At 63.8% G+C, this 22,868-nt stretch carries 22 protein-coding genes; 14 read left to right on the forward strand and 8 right to left on the reverse strand.

Annotated features, from left to right (window positions below; genetic code table 11):
- Nucleotides 1-192 precede the first annotated feature (192 nt).
- Nucleotides 193-3,408 (reverse strand): BTAD domain-containing putative transcriptional regulator, encoded by a 3,216-nt coding sequence (locus tag VFZ97_04235; GenBank protein HEX6392624.1) that lies wholly within the window; start codon nucleotides 3,406-3,408, stop codon nucleotides 193-195.
- Between the two features lie 157 nt (nucleotides 3,409-3,565).
- Here VFZ97_04235 and VFZ97_04240 point away from each other — a divergent pair, with 157 nt between their 5' ends.
- From VFZ97_04240 to VFZ97_04255, 4 genes are all read left to right on the forward strand, one after another.
- Nucleotides 3,566-3,844, forward strand: a complete 279-nt coding sequence (locus VFZ97_04240; GenBank protein ID HEX6392625.1) for a hypothetical protein — start codon at nucleotides 3,566-3,568, stop codon at nucleotides 3,842-3,844.
- 175 nt (nucleotides 3,845-4,019) lie between these two features.
- Complete coding sequence (locus tag VFZ97_04245; GenBank protein HEX6392626.1) at nucleotides 4,020-5,258, forward strand: MFS transporter; 1,239 nt, start codon at nucleotides 4,020-4,022, stop codon at nucleotides 5,256-5,258.
- Between the two features lie 293 nt (nucleotides 5,259-5,551).
- Entirely contained in the window at nucleotides 5,552-6,175 is a 624-nt protein-coding gene (locus VFZ97_04250) for a TetR-like C-terminal domain-containing protein (GenBank protein HEX6392627.1), read from the forward strand.
- A gap of 259 nt (nucleotides 6,176-6,434) precedes the next feature.
- A complete protein-coding gene (locus VFZ97_04255) occupies nucleotides 6,435-7,172 on the forward strand; it encodes a maleylpyruvate isomerase family mycothiol-dependent enzyme (GenBank protein ID HEX6392628.1) in 738 nt (245 codons plus the stop codon).
- Nucleotides 7,173-7,224: 52 nt separating this feature from the next.
- Here the strand turns inward: VFZ97_04255 and VFZ97_04260 are convergent, their stop codons facing one another.
- Entirely contained in the window at nucleotides 7,225-8,220 is a 996-nt protein-coding gene (locus tag VFZ97_04260; protein ID HEX6392629.1) for a LysR family transcriptional regulator, read from the reverse strand.
- 168 nt (nucleotides 8,221-8,388) lie between these two features.
- On the opposite strand from VFZ97_04260, the gene VFZ97_04265 reads away from it, so the two are divergent.
- Nucleotides 8,389-9,189: an alpha/beta hydrolase gene (locus VFZ97_04265; protein ID HEX6392630.1), complete on the forward strand. Its 801-nt coding sequence runs from the start codon at nucleotides 8,389-8,391 to the stop codon at nucleotides 9,187-9,189.
- 41 nt (nucleotides 9,190-9,230) lie between these two features.
- Nucleotides 9,231-10,004, forward strand: coding sequence for an SDR family oxidoreductase (locus VFZ97_04270; protein ID HEX6392631.1), 774 nt, complete (start codon nucleotides 9,231-9,233; stop codon nucleotides 10,002-10,004).
- A gap of 35 nt (nucleotides 10,005-10,039) precedes the next feature.
- Here VFZ97_04270 and VFZ97_04275 read toward each other — a convergent pair whose 3' ends face one another.
- Nucleotides 10,040-10,504: a VOC family protein gene (locus tag VFZ97_04275; GenBank protein HEX6392632.1), complete on the reverse strand. Its 465-nt coding sequence runs from the start codon at nucleotides 10,502-10,504 to the stop codon at nucleotides 10,040-10,042.
- A gap of 178 nt (nucleotides 10,505-10,682) precedes the next feature.
- Here VFZ97_04275 and VFZ97_04280 point away from each other — a divergent pair, with 178 nt between their 5' ends.
- From VFZ97_04280 to VFZ97_04290, 3 genes are read left to right on the forward strand one after another with little or no spacing between them, the layout of a single operon-like run.
- Complete coding sequence (locus VFZ97_04280) at nucleotides 10,683-11,582, forward strand: phosphotransferase (GenBank protein HEX6392633.1); 900 nt, start codon at nucleotides 10,683-10,685, stop codon at nucleotides 11,580-11,582.
- Between the two features lie 54 nt (nucleotides 11,583-11,636).
- Nucleotides 11,637-12,278: an SIMPL domain-containing protein gene (locus tag VFZ97_04285; GenBank protein ID HEX6392634.1), complete on the forward strand. Its 642-nt coding sequence runs from the start codon at nucleotides 11,637-11,639 to the stop codon at nucleotides 12,276-12,278.
- Between the two features lie 14 nt (nucleotides 12,279-12,292).
- Nucleotides 12,293-12,757: an Rrf2 family transcriptional regulator gene (locus tag VFZ97_04290; protein HEX6392635.1), complete on the forward strand. Its 465-nt coding sequence runs from the start codon at nucleotides 12,293-12,295 to the stop codon at nucleotides 12,755-12,757.
- Nucleotides 12,758-12,785: 28 nt separating this feature from the next.
- Here VFZ97_04290 and pyk read toward each other — a convergent pair whose 3' ends face one another.
- Entirely contained in the window at nucleotides 12,786-14,219 is a 1,434-nt protein-coding gene (gene pyk / locus VFZ97_04295; GenBank protein HEX6392636.1) for a pyruvate kinase, read from the reverse strand.
- 326 nt (nucleotides 14,220-14,545) lie between these two features.
- Here pyk and VFZ97_04300 point away from each other — a divergent pair, with 326 nt between their 5' ends.
- Nucleotides 14,546-15,766 (forward strand): alkaline phosphatase family protein, encoded by a 1,221-nt coding sequence (locus VFZ97_04300; protein ID HEX6392637.1) that lies wholly within the window; start codon nucleotides 14,546-14,548, stop codon nucleotides 15,764-15,766.
- Between the two features lie 6 nt (nucleotides 15,767-15,772).
- On the opposite strand, the gene VFZ97_04305 is transcribed toward VFZ97_04300, so the two are convergent.
- The 4 genes from VFZ97_04305 to VFZ97_04320 form a co-directional block, all read right to left on the reverse strand.
- Nucleotides 15,773-16,129, reverse strand: coding sequence for a hypothetical protein (locus tag VFZ97_04305; protein HEX6392638.1), 357 nt, complete (start codon nucleotides 16,127-16,129; stop codon nucleotides 15,773-15,775).
- A gap of 166 nt (nucleotides 16,130-16,295) precedes the next feature.
- Nucleotides 16,296-17,975: an acetolactate synthase large subunit gene (locus VFZ97_04310; protein ID HEX6392639.1), complete on the reverse strand. Its 1,680-nt coding sequence runs from the start codon at nucleotides 17,973-17,975 to the stop codon at nucleotides 16,296-16,298.
- 2 nt (nucleotides 17,976-17,977) lie between these two features.
- Entirely contained in the window at nucleotides 17,978-18,313 is a 336-nt protein-coding gene (locus VFZ97_04315; protein ID HEX6392640.1) for a hypothetical protein, read from the reverse strand.
- 94 nt (nucleotides 18,314-18,407) lie between these two features.
- Nucleotides 18,408-19,415 carry a trypsin-like peptidase domain-containing protein gene (locus VFZ97_04320; protein ID HEX6392641.1) on the reverse strand — a complete coding sequence of 336 codons (1,008 nt, stop codon included), beginning with the start codon at nucleotides 19,413-19,415 and terminating at the stop codon, nucleotides 18,408-18,410.
- 246 nt (nucleotides 19,416-19,661) lie between these two features.
- Here VFZ97_04320 and VFZ97_04325 point away from each other — a divergent pair, with 246 nt between their 5' ends.
- The 4 genes from VFZ97_04325 (at nucleotide 19,662) to VFZ97_04340 (ending at nucleotide 22,835) form a co-directional block, all read left to right on the forward strand.
- Entirely contained in the window at nucleotides 19,662-21,203 is a 1,542-nt protein-coding gene (locus VFZ97_04325; GenBank protein HEX6392642.1) for a CHAD domain-containing protein, read from the forward strand.
- Nucleotides 21,200-21,982 carry a ParA family protein gene (locus VFZ97_04330; protein HEX6392643.1) on the forward strand — a complete coding sequence of 261 codons (783 nt, stop codon included), beginning with the start codon at nucleotides 21,200-21,202 and terminating at the stop codon, nucleotides 21,980-21,982. Before VFZ97_04325 ends, VFZ97_04330 begins: the two co-directional genes overlap by 4 nt.
- Before the next feature lie 200 nt (nucleotides 21,983-22,182).
- Entirely contained in the window at nucleotides 22,183-22,317 is a 135-nt protein-coding gene (locus VFZ97_04335) for a hypothetical protein (protein ID HEX6392644.1), read from the forward strand.
- Nucleotides 22,318-22,361: 44 nt separating this feature from the next.
- On the forward strand, nucleotides 22,362-22,835 hold the full coding sequence (locus VFZ97_04340; GenBank protein HEX6392645.1) for a histidine phosphatase family protein: 474 nt from the start codon (nucleotides 22,362-22,364) through the stop codon (nucleotides 22,833-22,835).
- The last annotated feature ends 33 nt before the right edge of the window (nucleotides 22,836-22,868 follow it).

Consider the following 22,868-nt stretch of genomic DNA (forward strand, 5'->3'; position numbering starts at 1 on the left):
CCCCTGCTCAACTTCCGTCTCGCCCGAAGGCCGAGCCAGGTTCGTCCAGCCACGGCAGCCTGACAGGACGCCACCCGCACCATCGGCTGGCGGCTCAATGGCGAGCCACCAGCTGCGGGTCAGGTCCTCAAGTTGCTGCGGCTGAGGAAAAAGAGAGAGCACCCCGGCAGCTGACGGTTCAACGGCGAACCGTCAGCTGCTTCGCGTAAGGGCCTCGACATCGGCCTCTGCGCCGGCGGCGAAGGCCTCCTCGAACTCTTGATCTCCCAACCGCTTGCGTGCCTCGGCCTCGATCCGCTCCGCGTCGAAACGATCGTCGAGCATTCCGGAGCTGATCATAAGAAGCATGCCCGACAGCTCGGCCAGAGCGCCTGGAGGTACACCCGGGACGCTGCGAAGGTGGGAGGCAGCGCCGAGCAATGACGCACTACGGCGGGCGTCTTGCTCTAGTAGCGCGAGACCGGCGAGACCCTCTATGCACACCGCGTGACAGCTCGGGTCGCCGAGTTTCCGCGCCGCAACGAGAGCCTCCCTGTGGAGTTTGTCAGCCTGGGCCGCATGGCCTTGAATCTCGTTGATGTAGCCCAACACGCACAGAGAACCAATTACGCCTGGATCGAAGCCCGCCGCCCGATAGAGCACCAAGGCCCTGCCGGCAGCGTCCTCCGCGAGTTCGAGCCGCCCCGAATGGCGGTGCCGTACAGTCAAGCCGGTCAGAGCCCGGGCCACTACAAGGCCGAACGCGTCGTCCTCCGCGACTCGATCCGCCTCGTCAAACAGGGCCGACGCCCGGTCCGAGTCACCCATCAGCCCGGCGAGGTTGGCGAGACGAACCACGGATGTGACATCCCGGGCGTGAAATCCCATCTCGGCGGTCATCCGCATCGACGCCTGCAGCAGTTCGGTAGCGCGTTGGTAGTCGCCGCGGGACTCGGCGAAGTTGCTAAGCGCCACATTGGCCGCGGCCTCTGCTGTGATCGACCCGGTGCCCCGCGCTAGCGCTGCGAGCCGGGCCCAGTTCTGCTCAGAGGCCTCGTGGTCACCGGCGAGCAACGCCACGATCGCGTCGAGGAAGGCGACGTTCGCATCGCCTGAAGGGCGGTCCAGGGCAGCGAAGATGGCGCGTGCGGATTCGAACCACTCGGTCGTGCCTCCTACGTCTCCTCGACTCAGAGCCAGATTGGCCAGCAATACCTGCATCCAGCCGACCCATTCTGGATCGTCGGACTCGGCGGCTACGGCAACCAGCTCATCGCCCGCGGGGCCGGGATCCGACAAACCGGCGTGACGACATAGGACCTTCCGCCATCCAAGTGCCCAGCACCGTGCGGCCGCTGTCGCTGTGCCGCCGCATCCGAAGGCCTTGTCGAACCAGCGAACACCTTCCGACACATATCCGCTTTGCTGCCAATACCAACCCAGCCCGCCGGAGATGAGCAGGGCCGACTCGGCATCGTCGGAATCGACCGCGGACCCCAGGGCGCTGCGCAGGTTGTCCATCTCGGTCCCTACCGCCCGGACCCAGCCGAGATGATCCTTCCCGTTGTACGCCTCGAGCGACCGCCCAGCGACCCCAGCGAACCATTCCCGATGCCTTTCGCGCACTGCTCCGGCTTCACCGCTGGCCTCGAGGCGTTCCGAGCCGTACTCGGCCAATGTCTGCAGCATCGAGAACCGGGCCGTCAGCCCAGTACTGTCCGCGACCAGGACCGACTTGTCCACCAACCGGGCCAGCAGGTCCGGCACATCTGAGGCCGGAAGCTGGTCATCGGCGCACACGCCGACGGCGGCATCGACATCGCAGCCTCCGGCGAAAACCGACATCCGTTCGAAGAGGCGTCGTTCGTCCTCGAAAAGCAGGTCGTAGCTCCAGTCGACGACCGCTCGCAGGTTCTGCTGTCGCGCCAGTGCGGTCCGGGCTCCTCCACTCAATAACGCGAACCGGTCGTCGAGGCGCGCTGCTATCTGGGTCACCGGGAAGGCCCGAACCCGAGCCGCCGCCAGCTCGATGGCGAGTGGCAAGCCATCGACCCGTCCGCAGATATCTTCCACGGTGAGTTCGATGTCATCTGTCAAAGCGAAGCCGGGATTGGCCGCGCTTGCTCTTTGGGCAAAAAGAGCGACCGCGGCGTCGGTTGCGAGCGGTTGGGCCAGCCAAAGATGCTCCCCAGGTACCCCGAGGTGCTCCCTGCTGGTTGCGAGGATCTTCAAGTGATCGCACTCACGGAGAAGCTTCTCAGCCAAAGTCGCGGCTGATTCGATCACGTGCTCGCAGTTGTCCAGAACCAGTAGTGCGTCCTTGGACGAGAAGAACTCAGCTAATCGGCTAACGCCTCCGTCACGACTCGCCGCCCCGCCCGGCGGATCTGGAACACCCAACGTCGTGATCACCGCGGGTATCGCTGACTCGCCGGGCGCGGTCCGGGCCAGCTCGACCAGCCACACGCCATGCTCGAAGCCGTCCCGCAACGACCGCGCCGCTTCGATCGCCAGCCGGGTCTTCCCGACGCCTCCCGGCCCGACGACCGTCACCAATCGGTTGGCTCTTACGGCCCGGTCGAGGTCGACGAGATCGTCATCGCGTCCGATCGTCGGCGTGAGCGGCACGGGGAGATCGCTTCCGCGACGGCGCGAAAGCATCAGCTGCACACTGGGCCGCGGGGGCGGATCCAGACTCGGGTCTTGGGCCAGCATGGCCGACTCCAAGCGACGCAACTCCGCTCCGGGATCGAGTCCGAGCTCTTCGCCCAGGACCTTGCGGGCGTCCTGGAACTGTCGCAGCGCGTCGGCCTGACGGCCTGACCGGTACAGCGCCAGCATCAGCTGAGCTCTCCGCCGCTCCCGAAGCGGCTCGGCGCTCACCGCTTCTTCCAACTCACCAATGAGTTCGCTATGACGGCCACAAGCGAGGTCGGCGTCGACACGATCCTCAAGGACCGACTGCCGCTCCTCGGTCAGGCGCGCGATCTCCGCCAGAGCGAACTCGTCGTATACGAACTCCGCTAGTGCCTCGCCCCGCCACAACGCCAGAGCCTCACTGAACAGACTCGATGCCTTCTCGGCATCCCCCGCCAACAACGCGTCGCGACCCCTCGCCGTCAACCGCGCGAACCGCCCGAGGTCGACGGTCTCGGCATCCACGTCCAGCAGATAGCCCGGCGACTTGGTCCCCACCGCGCCAGCGGGCAGAACCTTCCGCAGCTTCGACACCAGCACCTGCAGTGAGTTGACGGCCCCCGACGGTGGATCCTCCCCCCAGAGATCCTCCACGAGCCGATCGGTGGACACCACCTGTCCGGGACGCAATGCAAGCAGTGCCAGGAGCCCCCGAAGCTTGGCACCGGACAGGGCGATGTCCGTCCCTGAATCATCGACCAACTCGAGGGAGCCCAGAAGGCGGATATCCACGGCCGAAGGGTAGATCGACTATGCCAACGCCAGCCCGACTTCCGTCGCAGCGCCACCCCTAACGAGGCGGTCTGTGTCCTTTTCGAGCCGGCGGCGTCGCCCCGCCGCTTCAGTCGGAGGTCAGTTCCGGATCAGGACGGCAGGGCACGCTCGGGGTATGACCAATATGCCCCCCGATTCGTCCGAGCGGCCCGCTGGAGCGACGCGTAGCGAGCGACAACACGCCGAGATTCTCCTCGCCATCCATAAAGGCCGGACAAGTCACGCGCTTGATCTCGCCTTCGAGCATCTCGACGAGTTCGGAGCCGATCAGTCGGTCGTTCTGGAGCTGGCGTCAGCGGTTGCCGATCAGGACGACTCGTCGTTGTCGATCGAGTTCGACGCGCTCCTTCGACGCATCGGGGGCAAATCGGACAACCAGAACGGGCGGGGTTAGCGGGACCGTGACAGCACAGTCATGTCCTCTGGAGGTCGCCGATGACTCCGCCTCCCGATCTACGGACGAAGTGACCTGGCCGTCGTTGGCCCCAGGCCCCACCGCTGCCGGTCACATCCAGCCGGACGTCGAGACCCAGAGGACACGGAGTCAGGGGCAGTATTACGCTTCGACCGTGTCGCTCGCTGAGGCGGCTGATCAAGGGTGTTCGCGCCGCCGCGTCCGGCAGCTCGCCAGCGCTCGGGTTGTGTCCTCGAGTGGGTCCCAGGCGGCCCAGATCGCGCTGATCTACCAGATATACGCCATCACCCGATCCGGAGCATGGGTCGCGGCAGCCCTCTTCGGGTGCATCAGCCTGGCTGGTCTGCTCGGTCCCATCTCAGGTTGGATTGCGGACCGCTTCGACCGCCGCAGAGTCATGGTCTTCTCTGAGCTCACCGCCGGCGCCGCCTACCTAGGCCTGGTGTTCGCTCACGATCCCGCCGTGCTGCTCACCGGAGCGTTGGCTGCGACCATTGCCGGCTCACCATTCCGGGCGGCATCAGCGGCCGCTGTTCCGAACCTGGTGGAGGTCGGGGATCTGCCCTGGGCGAATGCCCAGCTCGAAGCGGCATTCAACGTCGCCCTCGTGGCAGGCCCTCTGCTCGGTGGCGCTTTGGTGGCCGCTTCCGGCGCCGGTCTGGTCTACGGTCTCAACGCCGCGAGTTTCGCGGGCTCCGGAATCCTGATAGCCCTCACGCGCGGTTCCTTCGGCGGAGGTCACGCGAACGCATTAGCTCTAGAGCGCGCTGGGAAGCATCTCTTTGCCGGATACAGGTTTATCGCTACCAACAAGCGGCTCGCTCCCCTGGCGGCTGCCAGCGCCCTCGCATACGGGTCCTTCGGCGCTGCTCTGGTGATCGACCCTGCCCTGACGCGATACTTCCACGCCGGCTCCATCGGCTACGGCCTGCTTACTGCGCTTTGGGGTGCCGGCGCAGTGATCGGCGCCCTCCTCGCCGGCCGGTTGGTAACCGTCAGCAACGCCCACCGCGCCGTCGTGTGGGGAATCGCGGCCATGGGCATCTCCCTCGGCAGCATCATCGTCCTGCCGGACTTTCCGCTTATCGTCGGGGCCGGAGCGATCGGGGGCGCCGGTAGCGGGTTCGTGTTCATCCCATGGCTGCTTCTACTCCAGCGCCACTCCAGCGAAGCCATACGAGGAAGAGTCGTCGCCGCCGCCGAAGGGTTCGATCAAGTCGCCTTCCTAATCGGCATGGTCATAGCCGTGCCGATCATCTCCTGGGCCAACCCACACCACGCTTACGCCATCGCCGGTGTGCTGCTCGCAGCTGCAACCGCCATCACCGCCGTGTTCGGTTCGACCCGGGAAGTCACAGAACCCACTCTCGAGCGAGCTGGAGCGGATGAGTGAAGCGACCCACCTCGCGCGACCCGGACCGAGCGTGGGCGTCAAACAAGAGCGCTTTCACCTACTTCGTTCGCGCCTCGCGCTGAACATCGGTTGCCTCGCCCAATATCGGGCCCCGGCTTCGGCCACGACGCGCCCTCAATTTGCCGCTCGAGGGCAACGGCACCCTTACGAGCACAGGGCCTGTCGACGCTCTTCGCTCATTAGCGCTCGGTCGGCGTGATCGTCTCTAGCAAACCAGTTGTGACGTCGTAGACATACCCAGACACGGAGATGCGCGAGGTTTCGGGAAATGCGTGTCGGAGGCGGTTTACGTCGGTGATGACGGTGGCGGTGGGATCGACTACGGCGCGGTCGAGGAGGGTAGATTCGTCTGCCCCGATTTGGTCGGCGTAGTGGTTCCGGAACGAGTTGTCCGCCAAGAAGCCGGTTCCGCACTGGGTGTGGTGAATAACTGCGACTTCGAACAACCGCCCATCAGGCCGGAACATCTCGACGATTTGTTTGATGAAAGCGATGTCATCGACTACTTCGGGTCTGACTCGACCGCCGGCGACCCCGCCGCGGCGCTTCGTCGTCTAAACGCTATCGGGGTCGCATATCTCGAGTTCGCTCGCCAGGAACCGGGCCTGTTCGCAACCGCGTTTTCGGTACCACAGCAACATTCTTACGGCGTCCCCGACGACGACACCGGTGCCCACCCCACTCCGCTAACCCAGCTCCGCACCGTGCTCGACGAGCTCGTCGAAGCACACATCCTCGACCGCCGCCGCCGCGAGGGAATCGAGTACCCCATCTGGTCGGTCGTACACGGCCTAGCAGTCCTTACCGGACAAGGTCCCCTGCGAGACCTCCCCGACACCAGCCGGCGACACCTCGAGCAGCTCGCCTCAACGTTCATCGGCTTCGCTCTCGCCTGACCTCGCGCGCACCGAGGTGTACCCAGCCACGGAACCCTCCCCACCCCACCAAAAGGTATCCGGCTGACATCGTTGCGTTGATGTCTCGGCGATATCTGGATTCATCCCTGTCCGCATAGTTGGCCGTATCGGACAACGACGCCGTTGGCGTCTAGCACCTGGCAACGGGACTTCTCGACAGTGTCCCCGTCCGGCGGTTGAAAAATACTGGCTGGGCGACGTTCGCAGGTCGCATTTGATCTAGCCCTAGATTCTTATCGTGAGCACTGATCTTTCCGTCGATCTCCAAACTGCCTTAGAGACAATCGCCTCTGCGGGCTCCGCTCTCACTAAGGCCGGGCGGGATGGTCCGAACGCGGTGGTGGCCTGGTGTCCAAACTGGACCGTCGGTTCGGTGCTGTCGCATGTTGGCTGCGTTCACGAATGGGTCACCGGCATGGTCCGAAGTGCCGCGGTGGAGAGCCAGCCGTTCCCCCCGGTGCCCGAGTTCACCGATGCTGCGCTAGCAGACTGGGCGGACGAGCGTCGGCACGAGTTGACCGGAGCGTTGGGCGAGGCCGACCCCGACCAACCGATGTGGGCCTTCGGGTTCCAGCTACCCACCCGCTTCTGGTTCCGACGGCAAGCGCACGAGACAGCGGTGCACGCGGTGGACGCGACGGCTGCAGCAGGCGCGGCCTGGCAAATACCTGGCGATGTAGCAGACGACGGGCTCGCGGAGTTTCTGACCGTGTTCCTGCCATTCCAGTGGCAGCGGCGCCCGCCCACTTGGGGAGCGGGGCGTTCCATACATTTCCATAGGACTGACGGGGACGGCGAGCGAGTCTTGACCATCGGGCCTTCGCCAGAGGTCCGACCGGGACACGGCAAAGGTGATCTGGCGGTGCGAGGAACCGGCCATGACTTACTGCTGTGGGTCCTCAACCGTCCCGCGTCCGTCGAACTGATCGGCGACGAGGAGTTGGCCGCCGCATGGGCCCAGCACGTCCGGTTCTAACCGCGGCGTCCTTGGTCACGTGAACGCGAAGTTCATCAATGCGACTTCAGAGCTATTTGCCTCGTCGGATCATCAATGTGCCGTTGCCGACTTCTTGAGCGACGGGATCGTCGGACGGTAGCCATGGCGGTACCTCGCCGGCTTCGAAGCTTCGCCATTCGTTGTTTGCTGCGGTTTCGTGAGCGATTTCGAGGAACTCGGCGGCTGCTTGGAAGAGCGGTCCGTCTCGCCAAGCGATCGACCACGGGTAATGGGGACGTAGTTCGGCTGGGTCGGACACCGGTAAGCCCTCCGAGGCGTAGAGCCGAGCGTAGCTGTCGAACTCAAGCAGGAACGCCGATGCGGTTGACCTCTGGACGATTTTGAGGCAATGACTGAATGCGCCGGGAGTGCCCAGCCATTGCATGCGAATGCCCACTTCTTGTTCGAGGGCAGTTAGATAGTTGCCGTGGGCGTTGTAGAGGCCGGAGTCAGTATCGTCCCCGAAGACTTCCACAGGTCTTTCGAACAGTGATCTCGTGGTTCGTGACGCATCGCCCGTTCGTCCGACCAGTCGCATTGGTTCGAGCCGCAACAGCGTATGCGACCAGCCCTTGGGGTGGTTAGCCAGCATCTCGGGAGTGACGCGGAGGATCGCGACATCTAGGCGGTCGCAGAGGAGAGCGTTCAGTTGGGACATGCTGTCCATGGCCCTCTCGACCAGTTCTACATCGGGTCTCGCCTTGCAGTAGGCGTCGACGACCATTCGGCTCGTTGACAACTCGAATATGTGGGCGACGCGAACCCGGTTGGCCTCCCCTGGCTGTCGCATCCGGTCCGCCACGCGGAGCAGTTCACGAGCATCTGCAAGGAACTTCTCCCCTCGACCGGTCAGGGTTACGTGACGGGAATCCCGCTCCAGGAGCCGGTACCCGAGCTGGTCCTCAAGCTTGCGGATCTGCCTTGAGAGAGCCGGCTGAGCCAGGTGGAGCCTGGCTGCCGCCCGTCCGAAATGCAGCTCATCAGCCACGGCCACGAAGTAGCGCACCAGCCGCAGGTCAAGCTCCATATCCATCTCCTAGCGCCCGAGCCGGGAGGTGACGAGCGCGTGCGCGGATACTAGTTGGGTCTCGGGAAACCATTCCCGACCGGTCATCGATCCGTGTCGAATAGGTATTGGACGACACCTGCAAACCGGTGTTGGCTTGCCGGGACACCCACTCGGGAAAGGTTCGCCATGGCCGTCAATCGCAGGCCCGTAGTTTTCATCCACGGATTGTGGCTGCACTCAACCAGCTGGACCCCATGGGTCGAGCTCTTCGCTGACTCCGGATACGACCCAATCGCCCCAGGCTGGCCCAACGAACCGGCAACCGTCGTGGAAGCCCGAAAGCAGCCTGACCTTGTCGCCAATATCGGGATCGACGAGATCACCGACCACATGGCCGGGATCATCGAATCACTCGACGAATCACCGATCGTCATAGGCCACTCCTTTGGAGGCCTTATCGCCGAGAAGCTCTTAGGCGAAGATCACGGCGCCGCCGCGGTAGCGATCGACCCTGCCCAGATCAAGGGAGTCCTTCCCTTGCCACTGGCCCAACTACGAGCCGGCTTGCCAGCGTTGGGAAACCCCGCGAACCTTCACAAATCGGTGTCTCTCACCGAGAAGGAGTTCCGATTCGGTTTCGGGAACGCGCTCTCCGAGGAAGAATCGAGTGAGCTGTTCGAGAAATGGACGATCCCGTCCCCGGCGAAGCCGTTGTTCCAGGCCGCGGTTGCGAACTTCTCGCTGCACTCCCCGGCCAAAGTCAATACCGCTAACGAGGGACGAGGCCCGCTCCTGTTGATCTCCGGGACCGCTGACCACACCGTCCCTGACGTTGTCACGCGATCCACGCTCAAGCAGTACAGAGAATCGGCCGCCGTGACCGAACTTAGGCAGTTCGAAGGGCGGGGCCACTCGCTAACCATCGACAGTGGCTGGAAGGACGTCGCCGGGGCGATCCTCGAGTGGCTCAACAGCAAGGGACTCTGAGACAGGCGGCTGCCTGAAGGGATATCACAGTGGACATGGGCATGGCCGGAAAACGAGCCCTAGTTACAGGAGCCAGCAAAGGTATCGGCTTAACAGTGGCACGCACTCTTGCCGCCGAGGGGGTTTACGTCGTCGCCGGATCGCGCGAAACCTCGCCCGAACTCAAGGAACTCGTCGGAAATGGGCAGGCGATAGACATTCAGGTTGACCTGGCCTCGGAGACGGGTCCCGGCAACCTCGTCGAAGCCGCGCTCGATGCAGGGCCGATCGACATTGTCATTAACAACGCCGGAGCCGTGACGCCCAGGACTGGGGGATCGGGATCAGTGACCGACGAAGAATGGTTGTACTCGCTCAACCTCACACTCATGGCAGCCGTTCGTGTCTCTCGCGCAGCGGTGCCCCACCTGATCGAAAGGGGCCGTGGGACAATCGTAAACACCGCATCGGTGAACGCGTCCCTCCCGGACCCTCTCGTCATCGACTACAGCGCTGCGAAAGCCGCTCTAGTCAACTACTCCAAAGCACTCTCAAAGGAACTCGGTCCACACGGCATACGTGTCAACACCGTAAGCCCCGGCCCGGTCACGACAGATCTATGGCTAGGTAACGAGGGCGTCGCCGCATCATTGTCAACTTCCCGAGGGGGGAAGCCCTCGGTCTACGAAGACAACGCCGTCCGCGACACAGCCACCCACAGGTTCACCAGCGCACAGGAAGTAGCCGACCTCATCGTGTTCCTGGCAAGCGACCGAAGCGGCAACATCACAGGAGCCGACTACATAATCGACGGAGGCCTGACCCAGAGCCTTTGAAGCCTTACCGAGCAACACCGTGGTTCCACACTGCCTCACATCGAGGCGAAGTCCGGGGTGCCGGTCATGCATTCGATTCTCACGCCGTCAGGATCGGTGAGGTAGATGTTCTCGACGGAACCGCGATCGATCCCCAGGCCCTTCACGGTGCTGAGCGTTTCCGGCCAGACGTCACCTCCGGCCCGCCGAGCGATCTCGTTTAACTCGTCGATCGTGTCGACTCTGAAGGCAAGGTGCGTAAGACCGATCGCATTCATCGGCCGGCGAGCACCGTCTCCGATCGTTTGTCCATCTGCCCACCGCAGCAACTCAATGCGCAGGTCGTCGCGGCGCAGGATTCGCGACGTGAATCTCCCGGACCGTTCCATGGTCGCGACGTATTCATCGTCGAAGTCGACCGTGAAGAGTTCCTGGAAGCCAAGCACTTCGGTGTAGAAGCGGGTCGACAGGTCGAGATCGCGGACGCAGATGCCGATGTGCGAGAAGCCCTTCAGTCCCATCTTCTCCATCCTCCTGTACGTCCGGCAGCCACCTTGTTACCAAAGAATCGTGCGACGCCGAGGAGTCAACGTCCCTTCACCCGGCAGCACCAAGAGACGCTATCTGCTAACAGCTCGGGCTGCTTGAGTCGCGAAAAACATTGTGCCTACCGAGTGCTGTCAGTCGCATACTTCCCTGGTGGACCGTTCCCCCGCACAGGAATGGATGGAGAGATACGTCAGGCCCGCTCGCTCTGTCGAACTGACTCACGAGCGCCCATGGTCGACTGTGCTGCGAATCCCACTCGCTGAAGGGGTGGCGTGGTTCAAGGAGTGCGGGAAGCTGCAGGCATTCGAGCCCCGGCTGACCTCTGACCTTTTCTCCAGGTGGCCTGATCGGGTCCCCGAGGTGCTGGCCGTTGACGAAACACGTGGCTGGCTGCTGCTCGCTGACGCCGGCACTCGGATCGGTGACCTCGGAAATCTGCCCGAGTATTGGCTGAAAATCCTTCCCCTTTACGCCGAACTTCAGCGAGGCGAGGCGACCCGTATCTCCGATCACCTTGCGCACGGCGTTCCGGACCTTCGGGTCGAGAGCCTGCCCGCCCGGATCGACGAGCTATTGAAACGCGACCTGCCCTTAAGCAGCCAAGATCGACAAAGACTGCGGGCCTTCTCGCCCCGCTTCGAGCAACTCTGCGGCGAGCTGTCATCGCAGTCGATCCCCGACACGGTCCAGCATGACGATCTGCACATGAACAACGTGTACGTCAACGGTGACCGCCTACGAGTTCTTGATTGGGGTGACTCGTCGATCTCCCATCCCTTCGCATCACTTGTGGCGACGTTCCGATTCCTGGAGGAACGGAACGGGATCACGGCTGACGACCCCTGGTACACCCGGATTCGGGACGCCTACCTCGAGCCATGGGGTATAGGTCTCACCGACGTACTCGATCTGGCTCTACGGGTCGGCACCATCGCCCACGCCATAGCAGCTATCCGCCAGCGAACCGGGTTGCGAGGAGCGGCTAGAGCGCGCTTCGACCAAGACCTCGCGATCCGACTTAAGCGGGCCGCAACCTCTGCCACCCGGTGAGACCGACGGATGCCCTCAGCGATGGGGTCGGGGAAGCGCTATGTTCACGGTGAAGTGGCGCAGAACGACATTCCGCAGAACGTCATCGTGGTTGAAGGCCGTGGCACGGTCGAGATTTCTCCCGACCTAGCGGTTCTTCACGTGAATCTGGAGGCGGACGCGGACAGCGCCGGCGAGGCACTGAGCATTGTCTCGGACAGATCAACATCAGTTCTGTCGGCCGTCCGACAGCATGAGATCGACGATACGGACATGACCACAACCGGCTTGAATGTGTTCCCTCAGATGGACCATGGTGGCCTGCGTATCCACCATTACAGAGCTTCCTACGGGTTCCGAATTCGTATTCGTGACATCAGCCAGGGTCCCGGACTGATCGAGTCGATCAGCTCCGCTGCCGGAGACGCCCTTCGATTGGGTGGCTTCCACCTGACGGCGTCAGATCCCGAAGCGGCTCGAACAGAGGCCGCTGTACTTGCCGTAGGAGACGCGAGGCAGCGGGCGGCCCGGATCGCCGAAGCGGCCAGCGTCCGCCTCGGTCGGGTTCTCTCAATCACTGAGGGCCAGGGGTTGGTTTTTTCCCGCCCGAGGGCGATGATGGCTCATGCGGCGCCGATGCCAGGGGGACCGCCTTTAGAAGCCGGGTCGGAAGCAGTGACCGTACAGGCGACTGTCACATTCGAGATTGCGCAGTAGGCGAGAATGACAAGGTGCACATCCCTGCGAAGGTTGATTACGCGATGCGCGCCCTCCTCGAGCTCGCGATCCGCGACCAGCCGACCAGCGCGGAGTCGCTGGCCGAAGCCCAGGAGCTCCCGACCAAGTTCTTGTCGGCGATTCTCAATGACCTCCGCCGGGCGGGACTCATCAGCAGCCGGCGTGGGCTCGACGGCGGCTACAGGCTGGCGAGACCAGCCCGTGAGATCTCTGTCGCGGACGTTATGCGGGCCATAGACGGGCCTCTGGCTGAGGTGCGCGGGTTGCGCCCAGAGATGACCAAATATGAAGGAGCGGCGACCCACCTCCAGGACGTCTGGATCGCCACCCGAGCAAGCCTGCGTACAGTACTCGAGCCGATAACCCTGGACCACATAGCCAAGGGGCACCTTCCGAAACCCGCGGCAAAGTTCCTCTCGGACCCCACCGCCTGGCTACCAAGAGCCCGGACGCCATAAATCCTTTGTTGCTCCCCTAGGACACTGGTCAGTGAATACGCACCAGTCTCATGGTGTCTGTCGCCGGTTCCGGCTCGAGAGGAGAACCCGCGAGGACTACCACAACATCTCCCGGCCGGGCGTGTCCCGCCTCAACGACGGCTTGGACCGCGAACCACACGATCTCATCCGTACTAGAAGCCTCGCCGATAATCAGGGTTCGCACGCCCCACGAGAGACTGAGCTGGCGTGCGGTCCGATTAGACGGAGTGCATGCGACTATCGGCATCGGCGGACGGAAACGGGAAATCGAGCGCGCCGTCGTTCCAGACCGGGTGCACGCGATGATGCAGGAGGCGCCCTGCTCCACTGCTGCCCGCCAGCCCGCCGCCGTCGTGGCCGCGGTCAGGCGGGCGACGCTGACCGAGTCACCCGCAATCTGTTGAGGGCTTAGCGAACTAGCCCATCCGAGGCTGTCGAAGTCCTGTTCGGCACGGCGGGTAATCCTGGCCATGGTGGCGACGACGCCGACTGGGTCAATGCCGATCGCCGTTTCGCCGGAGAGCATAACCGCACTCGTTCCGTCCAGTACTGCGTTCGCCACGTCGGCAACCTCCGCGCGGGTCGGAACCGGAGCCGAGATCATCGATTCGAGCATCTGGGTGGCTGTGATCACCGGCCGGCCGTAGCGCACCCCGCTTCGGATGATCATCTTCTGTATGTGGGGTACGTCCTCCAGCGCCATCCGTACGCCGAGATCACCCCTCGCGACCATGACTGCGTCGGATTCAGCGACAATCTCGTCGAGATTCGCCACCGCCTCTGGCGTCTCGATCTTCGCGATCAGCATCGGACAGCTGGGCCCCGCAGCCTTACGTACCTTGTCGATGTCGTCGGCGGATCGCACGAAAGAAATCGCGACTGCGTCAACACCTTGAGCGACCACGGCGTCGAGCCGCTCGAGATCCTCGGCCGTCGGTGTCTCGAGTTCAACGGTTCCAGATGGGACCGTCACTCCAGGGCGCCCTTGCAGCCGCCCACCGTTGCGGACGGCAGCCACCACGCCGTTTGACGTCGCCTGGCCAACAGTAAGGACGACTCCCCCATCGCCGAGAGCGACCCGATCCCCGGCTTTCAGTCCTCGCACGACTGCCGGGTGGCAAACACCGATGCGGTTCGAATCGCTGCCTTGCCCGTCGTCGGTTGTTACCAGAACAACTTCGTGCCCTGACTCGAGCTGAACGCCTCCGGGAGGAAACGCGGCCGCTCGGATCTTGGGGCCCGGGAGGTCCGGCATGATCCCGATGTCGGGAACCGTCTCACGGATAAGTCGGATCCGGGCCAGCGCGTCGGCGAGCGTGCCGTGAGCGAGAGGTACCCGGGCGACGTCCATTCCTTCCGACGCCATCGCCCTCAGCAGGTCAACGGAGTCGGAGGCGGGGCCGACGGTGGCCACGATCTTGGTTCGTCTGGCGTCCTGCACCCGCCCATCCTTCCTTATGGTCGCCGCGCCCCGAAGCCAACGGAATGACCCACCCCGCCCCAGGCCTCGGGGGGACAGGCCCGGGGCGGGTGTGGCCGTGGAGAACAAACGGTGACCCACACCGTCCTACCTGACGCTGAAGCGAACGGGAACGCCTGGACTCCAATTTCATCCAGCCGTCACGGGAAGATCATCAGAAGTTCGACGTTTGCCCGCAGTTAACCACCCGGTTGTCCGCGGCTTACCGGCAATTTGTCCTGATATGTTCTGCTTTCCGGGAACCGAATGAGCACCGGAATCAGTTTTTTTGCCCGCTGGAGGGACTGATGCTTGAACACCTGGCCGGCCGCGCGCGGATGATCCTCGCGTTGACAGCCGCGACCGTCTTGGCGCTGGTCTTCCTGCCTACCTTGGGCTCGAGGGCGGGAGCCAGCAACACCGGCGGCCCGATACGCACCGTCTTCCAGATCCTCCTGGAGAACGAATCAGAATCGTCGGCGTTCCCGGGCACCGGAACCGAGCTCGACAAGCTCGCCCAGCAAGGGGTGTTCTTCACCAACTACTTCTCCACCGGCCACGCCAGCCTCGACAACTACATAGCTCTGGTGTCGGGCCAAGCGCAGTACACGTCGACGAGCCAGGACTGCCCCTACTACCACGACGGCGGCGGAAGCGTCGACGGCAAGGGCTTCTACCAACCACTCACTCCACAGGACGTGGGATGCGTCTATCCGGCGTCAGTGAAGACGCTCGCCGATCAACTCGGCGCGGCGGGGATCTCGTGGCGCGGATACATGCAGGACATGGGCAACACCCCCACCCGCGAGACCAACCCTTGTGGCCAACCCGCGATCGGTGGAGTTGCAATCGACCCGACCGTTGGCGGTCTCGACCAAACCCAGCTGGCTACGTCGACAGACCAGTACGCGGCGCGGCACAACCCGTTCCCTTACTTCCACTCCCTTGTCGACCATTCGCTCTTCGGCTCGACTTCGCCGTGCCAGCAGAACGTCCTGCCTTTGTCAAGCCTGGCGGCAGACCTCGCCTCCGGACACGTCGGAGCTTTCAACTTCATCACGCCCAACCTCTGCAACGACGGGCACGACTCGCCTTGCAGGGGACCCGGTGCCGACGGTAACCCCGGAGCGGGCGGGCTGATCAGCGCCAATGCGTTCCTTTCACAAATCGTTCCGCAGATCGAAGCCTCGGACGTCTTCAAGAAGGGCGGCATGATCGTGATCACCATCGACGAGGGTTCGGGTAACGCGTCGTGCTGCGGCGAGTCGGGGCAGCCGGGTATCCAAGGCAGTGGCGGAGGCGGCAAGGTCGGTCTGGTGGCGTTGAGCCCGAGGCTCATTCCCCACACTTCGTCGTGCCAGTACAACCATTACTCCCTGCTTCGTACCTGGGAGACGGTCTTCGGGCTCACACCTCAGCTAACCGGCATCCCCGGAAGCGACGGTGCGGGGCACCTTGCCCACGCCGGGGACACTGGCGTGAACTCGATGCTCGCGGACGTTCTCGCCGGGTCCAACACGTGCCCCTAACGACAGTTAGTTACGGCTGATCGAAGCAACTCCCGGCAGGTCGGCCTCGACGAGGTTGGCGACTCGGGCGACGACCGGCTGCATCCCGCGGATACTCGTGTGAACACCCTGAGACGAGAGCCGTCTACACACCTCGGTGAGCACGCACATCGTCCTCACACACGCGAAAGTGAGCCCGGTCAGGTCGAACACAACCTCGGACACCGCGGTTGAATCGTTGGTCAACGTGTCTGTCATCGCGTTGAGCGCTCGCCAGCCGCAGATGTCTGCTTCGCCGCTCATGCTCACGTACGCGGTGGGTCCCACTCTCCTGAGCCGCACGTCCAATGCGGCGATCTCGTCTGCCCAGCGCAGTTCGTTCATCTAAGCCCCCAGGCAACCGGCTTGGAGTGAGGCTGGAAGGTCAACCTCTGCTCGCCGTCTACTTCCCGGCCCCCACTTATAGGCGCGCCGGGCGGACCCGTCAATGGCTGGGGCCGTTTGGCTACTCATTTCATTTTGTTCGACGAAGAAGTTACCCGTCGGTCACTTATCCGATCGGCTCGTCCAACTCCCCCAGAGCGTTGGTGAGCTGGAGGTTCGCCGAATAATCGACCGGGCAGGCGACGACGGAAACCGTGTCTTCAGCCATCGCGTTCCGAAGTACGGGAAGTAGCTCCCCGGCCTCCTCGATCCGGTAGCCGCGGGCTCCGAAGCTCTCCGCGTAGGTCACGAAGTCAGGATTGTTGAACGAGGTATCTGTATCACTGCCGAGCTCAAGGTCCATCTTCCACTTGATCAGGCCATATTCGCCGTCGACCCAGATGAGTATCGTGAACGGAATTCCAAGGCGAAGTGCTGTCTCGATCTCCTGCGAGTTCATCATGAAGCCCCCGTCCCCCGTGGCGACGAGAACACCCGCCGCCGGACGGGCGATCTTGGCTCCGATCGCGCCCGGCACCGTCCACGCCATCGTCGACAGCCCATTCGATATCAAGCAAGTGTTCGGCTCGTACGTCGGGTACAAGCGCGCCATCCACATCTTCAGCGCGCCAGTGTCAACCAGGACGATGTCGTCGCGACGGAGAGCTGCCCTGGTGTCGGCCACCACCCGGGCAGGCGAGACCGGGAAGCGGTCGTCGCTCCGCCCTCGGGCAAGCTCGCTTTCGAGGAGTGAACGGCAAGCCCGTCCGCCGGCTGCCGAATTGAATCGCCGCTCTACTCCGCTGGTCAGCGCGTCGAGAGTGTGGCTGATATCTCCTTGCAACCCCACGTCCACGTCGTAATGCCGGTCGACCTCTGCCGGAAAGCGATGCACGTGCAGTATCGCCTTGTCCCCGGCGGGGTTGATCCTTACCGGGTCGAATTCCTGCAGCTCGTATCCCACCGCGATGATGAGGTCAGCTCGGTCGAAGCCGAAATTGACATAGTCGTGACGCATGAAACCGACGGTGCCCAACGCGTTCGGGTGGTCGTCGGGGAACACGCCCTTCCCGTGGAAGGTCGTCGCTACCGCGAGTCCTAATTCCTCCGAGAAACGCCGCAGCGCCGCCGATGCGCCCGCCCTCGCCGCGCCGTGGCCCGCCAGGACCACCGGGTTCTCGGCCGTCTGAAGCAGGTTCATCGCTCGGTGCAGCTGCGACGGCGACGGCTCCTCCGCCCTGGGCACGTTCACTGGAAGAGGAGCGAGTCCGGGCGGAAGGCGCTCCTGTTCGATGTCTTCCGGCACTGCCAGGTAAACGGCTCCGGGTCGCTCTGTTTGGGCGAGCTTGAATGCCTTGCGGATCATCTCGGGAACCGCTTCGGCGGTCGGAACCGCAGCCGCCCACTTCGTAGCCGGGGCGTACATCGACACCAGGTCGATGTTCTGGTGCGACTCTTTGAAGCTTCGTGACCGGGCGACTTGAGCTGAGATTGCGACTACCGGTGTGGAATCGGTCGTCGCGTCGGCGACGCCGAGCAGCATGTTGATAGCGCCCGGACCGAGCGTCGACGAGCACACCCCCGCCTTTCCGGTGATGCGGCCGTAAACCTCCGCCATGAAAGCAGCAGCCTGCTCGTGACGAACCAGCACGTATTCGATGTCGGAAAAAGAGAGAGCCTGGACGAACCGCAGATTCTCCTCGCCGGGAATCCCGAAGACGTGGGTGACGCCCTCCTCTTCGAGGCAGCGCACCATCAACTCGGCGACGTTGTTGGGTTCCACCTCGCTGGGACCTCTCTGGCTCACAGCTATGCGCTGGCCTCCTCGACGGTCAACTCGGCGGCCGGGTCGGCTTCCAGCCTCTCATCCGGTATCGGGAGCCCGCTGCGGACCGACCTTCCGTAGGTTCCGTTCGCCAACCGTTGCTCGGCGCGCTCGATCGCCCGCAACCTTTCCCGCAGCGACTCGGCGACGGCATCATCGGTCCCTTCGGAGGTGATCGACTGAGCCGGGTCCGACCAGTCAGTCCCCTGGTCGTCGACCGCGGCTCGATCATCGCTGCGGTCGGTATCCAACCCCGACAGCAATCCCTCGACCCGGTCACGTTCCGCTTTCAGAAGGGCGCGCGCTTGCTCATCGTCCACTGGTGTTTCTCCGATCGCTACAAGTGCGGGTGGTCCTCACCCGAGGCTACGGGCTCGAAGACGTTACCGGAGGGAGAAACCGCCCCCCGGCCGGTCAGTCTGCCGCCGTCAGCTCCACCGGCACGGCGATCACGTCCACAAGCGCGTCCTGGCGAAGGGCCGTCAACGCGAGCGGCTTTCCGATCGCTCCTGCGAGCATCAGCTTCTGCAGACCCTGAGCGCTCGTCACGGCAGAGTCGCCCGCGCTGAGAAGCAGGTCGCCCGCATGAAGGCCGGCCTTGGCGGCCGGCCCGCCGGGGACGACTTGAGCGATCCGCAACCCGGTCTTCTGGTCGCGCTGCGCGGCCAGTGCCGGAGGCAGCGGCGCCGGTGTCCCGGCGAGGCCGAGGTATGCCCGGCGCACCCTTCCTTCGGACATCAGAGTGGCAATTATCTGCCGAGTCGTCGCGTTGATCGGGATGGCGAGCCCGACCCCCATACCGGCGACCGCCGTGTTGATCCCGACGACCGCACCCGAGGAGATCGCGAGCGCACCTCCCGAGTTCCCCGGGTTCAGGGCGGCGTCCGTCTGGATCACGTCGTCGATGACGCGGACGTTGGATCCGGCCCGGGTCGGCAGGGACCTTCCGAGTGCGCTGACCACGCCGGCGGTGACGCTGCCGGCAAGTCCGAGCGGGTTTCCGACCGCGACAACCAGCTGCCCAACCTTCAGGTCGGCGGCCTCGCCGAGCCGGGCTGGAGAGGGAACCGGACCGTCGGCGCGGACGACAGCCAGGTCCGAGAGGGGGTCCGTTCCCACGACGTGGAAGCCGACGACGGTGCCGTCCGAGAACGAAGCTTTGCCGGCCTCGGCGTTGCCGACCACGTGGGCGTTGGTGAGGAGAAACCCGTCGTTGGTGAACACCACCGCCGATCCGGCGCCGGCGGCGAACCTCCCGTCAGACCGGCGCCGCGGCACTTCCAACGCGGCGACGCGCGGGGTCAAATCGGCGGCGACCGACGTCACTACCTGGGAATATGCGTCGAGAGCCGCGCCGTCGGAGGGTGCCCCGGGCGCTGTCGCCCGAGACGCTGTTGATAGCTCAGAAGTTTCAAAGGCCATGATCCAACCTCGTGATTACAGGATTACACACTCAACGGGGAACGGCCACGGAACATTCCGGGCACCCCTGCACGCTGTCTCAGTGGGCGGCTGCCGGCGATCGAGCCAACCCGCGCTCCCCGCTCACGTCGCGTGTGGTCTCGCGGGCTGGAATCGGACGAGTCCCGGGATGCCGGCGGAGTATCAGAGTACCGTTACCTGATCCGCCCGGCCGCCCGTCCGCTCCGCCGGAGCGATCTCACGCCGATGAAAACGCCTGCTCAGCGCTTCAAGATGCCCTTCCGGGTGTCCGACCGTTCGGTCGTCGAGACCCTGCGCGACCGCTGGTCGGTCAGGTTGCTCGACGCGAGCAAAGCCAGGAGGACCTACCTCGATACTGCTGACTCCCGGGTTCTGCGCGCCGGCTGGGCGCTGGGTTTTCGGCCGGGCGACTCGGGGTCACTCGTGCTCGAGCTTTCATCGGCAGCAGACGACAACGTTCTCGCCAGATGCGCCGCCGACGACCCACCTCAGTGGGCTCGCGATCTACCTGACGGCGAGCCCTGGAAACGACTGGCCGACGCGATCGGCGAAAGGCGCCTCCTCTGTCGCCTGGTCGTCGAGAGCAGCACGAAGCGTTACGCAATTCTGGACGAAGAGATGAAGACCACGGTCAGGGTCCTCTTCGAAAGGCACCTGAGACCGGCCGACGGCAACAGTGCCGCGCAGCGGCTGCGCTTGGTGGCGCTGTCACCGGTGCGGGGATACGAGGATTGGTCGCGACGGGTTTCGAAAGCCCTCTTGAGCGCGGGTCTAGCCGAACATGACGGTTGCCTGATCACCCATCTGGCCGGATCGACCGTGACCGCCCCCGGCAGCAGCCCGTCGCAGATCAACGTGATGAGACGGTCCATGCCGGTAGGACTCGCGGTGTCTCAGGTTCTCGCGTCTCTCCGGAATGAGATGGTCGGCAACGAGCAGGGCGTGCGGGAACAGACGGACATCGAGTTCCTTCACGACTACCGAGTCGCGTCGAGGCGGGCTCGCTCGGTGCTCAATCAAGTAAAGGCCCTCCTTCCATTGGAAACCGACGAGCTCCTTTCGGCCGAGTTGCGGTGGTTGGGCACCCTGACCGGACCGGCGCGGGACCTCGATGTGCAGATCGCCGATGCCCACGGGGGGGTCGAGAATCTCGAAGGAATGGTCAGGCTGCTGGAGAGAAGGCGGGCCCAGGCGCAGGTCGACCTCGTGGCAGCACTCGACTCGCCACGGTACAAACTTCTCCTCGAGACGTGGCAGATGGTTGAAGAGGCAGCGGCTGCGTCGTCTACTTCATGGCCTGGCTCCGAACCGGCCGGGCCGATCCTCGACCGGCATATAGACCGAGCACATCGTCGCGTGCTTCGAAGAGGAAAGGTGATCGACGACGAATCGCCGGCGGAAATGCTGCATGATCTCCGGAAAAAGACCAAGGCCTTCCGCTACATGCTCGAAATGTTCGCACCCCTCTATACGGGTTCGGACTTGAAGACTGCGATACGCGAACTGAAGGCGCTTCAAGACAACTTGGGCGAGTTCCAGGACAGCCAGGTTCAGGCCGGTGCGATCCGTCATCTCGCTGAAGAGATGCTCGAAGAGAAGTCGGGGTCGGCTTCTGAACTAATGGCTATGGGGAGGATCGCCGATTCCTTGGAAACTCGGCAGCTCCGAGCGAGAGCAGAGTTCGCCAATCGCTTTGCTCGCTTTGCGTCTCCGGAGGTAACCAAGCGGTACCGCCGAATGTTCGGTTCTTCGCGAGGAGTTCGTTGACCCGCATCCTTGCGACCTACAGCATCAAAGGAGGGGTCGGGAAGACCACGACGGCGGTCAACCTGGCCTACCTCAGCGCCAAGGAGGGATCGCGCACTCTCTTGTGGGACCTCGACCCCCAAGCCGCGGCGACCTACCTGTTCAGGGTCAAGCCAAAGGTCAAGGGTGGTGGAAAGTCGCTGATCCGAGGACGAAGCGAGCTCGATCGTCTCATCCGGGGGTCTGACTTCGACGGGCTCGACCTCCTGCCGGCCGACACGTCGTACCGACACATGGACCTACACCTTGCGGGCACCAAACGACCGACACAACGCCTTGCAAGAGTCCTGGCTCCGCTCCGGCACGACTACGACGTGATCATCCTCGATTGCCCTCCCAGCCTTTCGCTTGTATCGGAGAGCGTGTTCGTCGCGGCGGCAACACTCCTCGTGCCGATGATCCCCGCGCCGCTTCCCGCCCGGACCCTCGACCAACTTCGGCAGTTCCTGGCCAAGCAGCAGCCTAAGAAGTCTTCCCGTGATGCGCGTTCAAGCAAACTGCATGCTCCTCCCCAATCGCTGGCGTTCTTCACCATGGTTGATATGCGCCGGCGACTGCACCGAGACATCATCGACGAGTTGGTGAGGTCGCGGCCGGAGGTCCTGTCGACAGTGATCCCGGCTACTACCACGTTCGAGATGATGGGGGTGAGGCGCTCACCCGTTGAGGAATTCCAACCCAGAAGCGCCGCGGCCGAGGCTTACCGGGATCTCTGGCGAGAGATCTCGCTCAAGTTGTAGACGAGAGCTGCGCCCGAACCTCCCAAACGATGAATGTCACGGAGGTTAACTCCGGACGAACGTCGTGTGGACAGTCGGATATCCCCAGGTAAGCCCCAGCTTGTCCTCTTCCCAGCTGCGCGCTCCTGGACGACAATTCCGCCGGTTCACCCCAACTTCAAATCGAGCAGCCGCCCCGGGCGAGGAGCCTGGTCTCACAGATGGGAGCCATAGGATTCGAAATGTGGCAGATGGCTGCCGACGCGTATGCCAGCAGCGACTACAACGCAGCCGCTTTGCTCAGGGCCCGCGACGACGAAATTGACGACCTCCACGTCGGCAGACAGGGCGCCTAGACGGCGCACGACCGCCGCGGCGACTGGTTGAAAGGGGGCGTCTCATGCGGTTGGTGCTGGTGCGACACGGCCATGCCGAACCCAAGCAGACATGGTCGGGACAAGATGCCGACCGGCCGCTCGTCTCCCGCGGCCGCAGACAGGCCGAGCTACTGGCTAGGAACCTGGCCAAGCTGAGACCGACCAGGATCATCTCCAGCCCGTCTCTCCGATGCCTGCAAACGGTCCAACCGTTGGGGCGACGGGCGGGACGTGACGTCGAAGTCCTGAGCTGGTTGGGCACCGATGCCGGGGAAGGCGCCCGCGAGGGGATATTGGCATTGGCGAGGAACGAGCCGTCGTCGGCATGCGTGGTGCTGTGCACCCACCGGGAGGTCCTCGTCGACGTGCTGCCCTTCCTCGAAGAGACCTTCCAGGTCAAGCTGGGTCACCGACTTCCCGGAGCCAAGGGTGGCACCTGGGTGCTCGAGTTCCGAAAAAGGAAGCTGGTTCGGGTCACCTACCGCCCCACCGGTTGAGAAGCGCGAGAGACAATCGTTGTACCGTCGATG

The organism is Acidimicrobiales bacterium (genome assembly GCA_036378675.1).
Taxonomy (GTDB): Bacteria; Actinomycetota; Acidimicrobiia; order Acidimicrobiales; family Palsa-688; genus DASUWA01.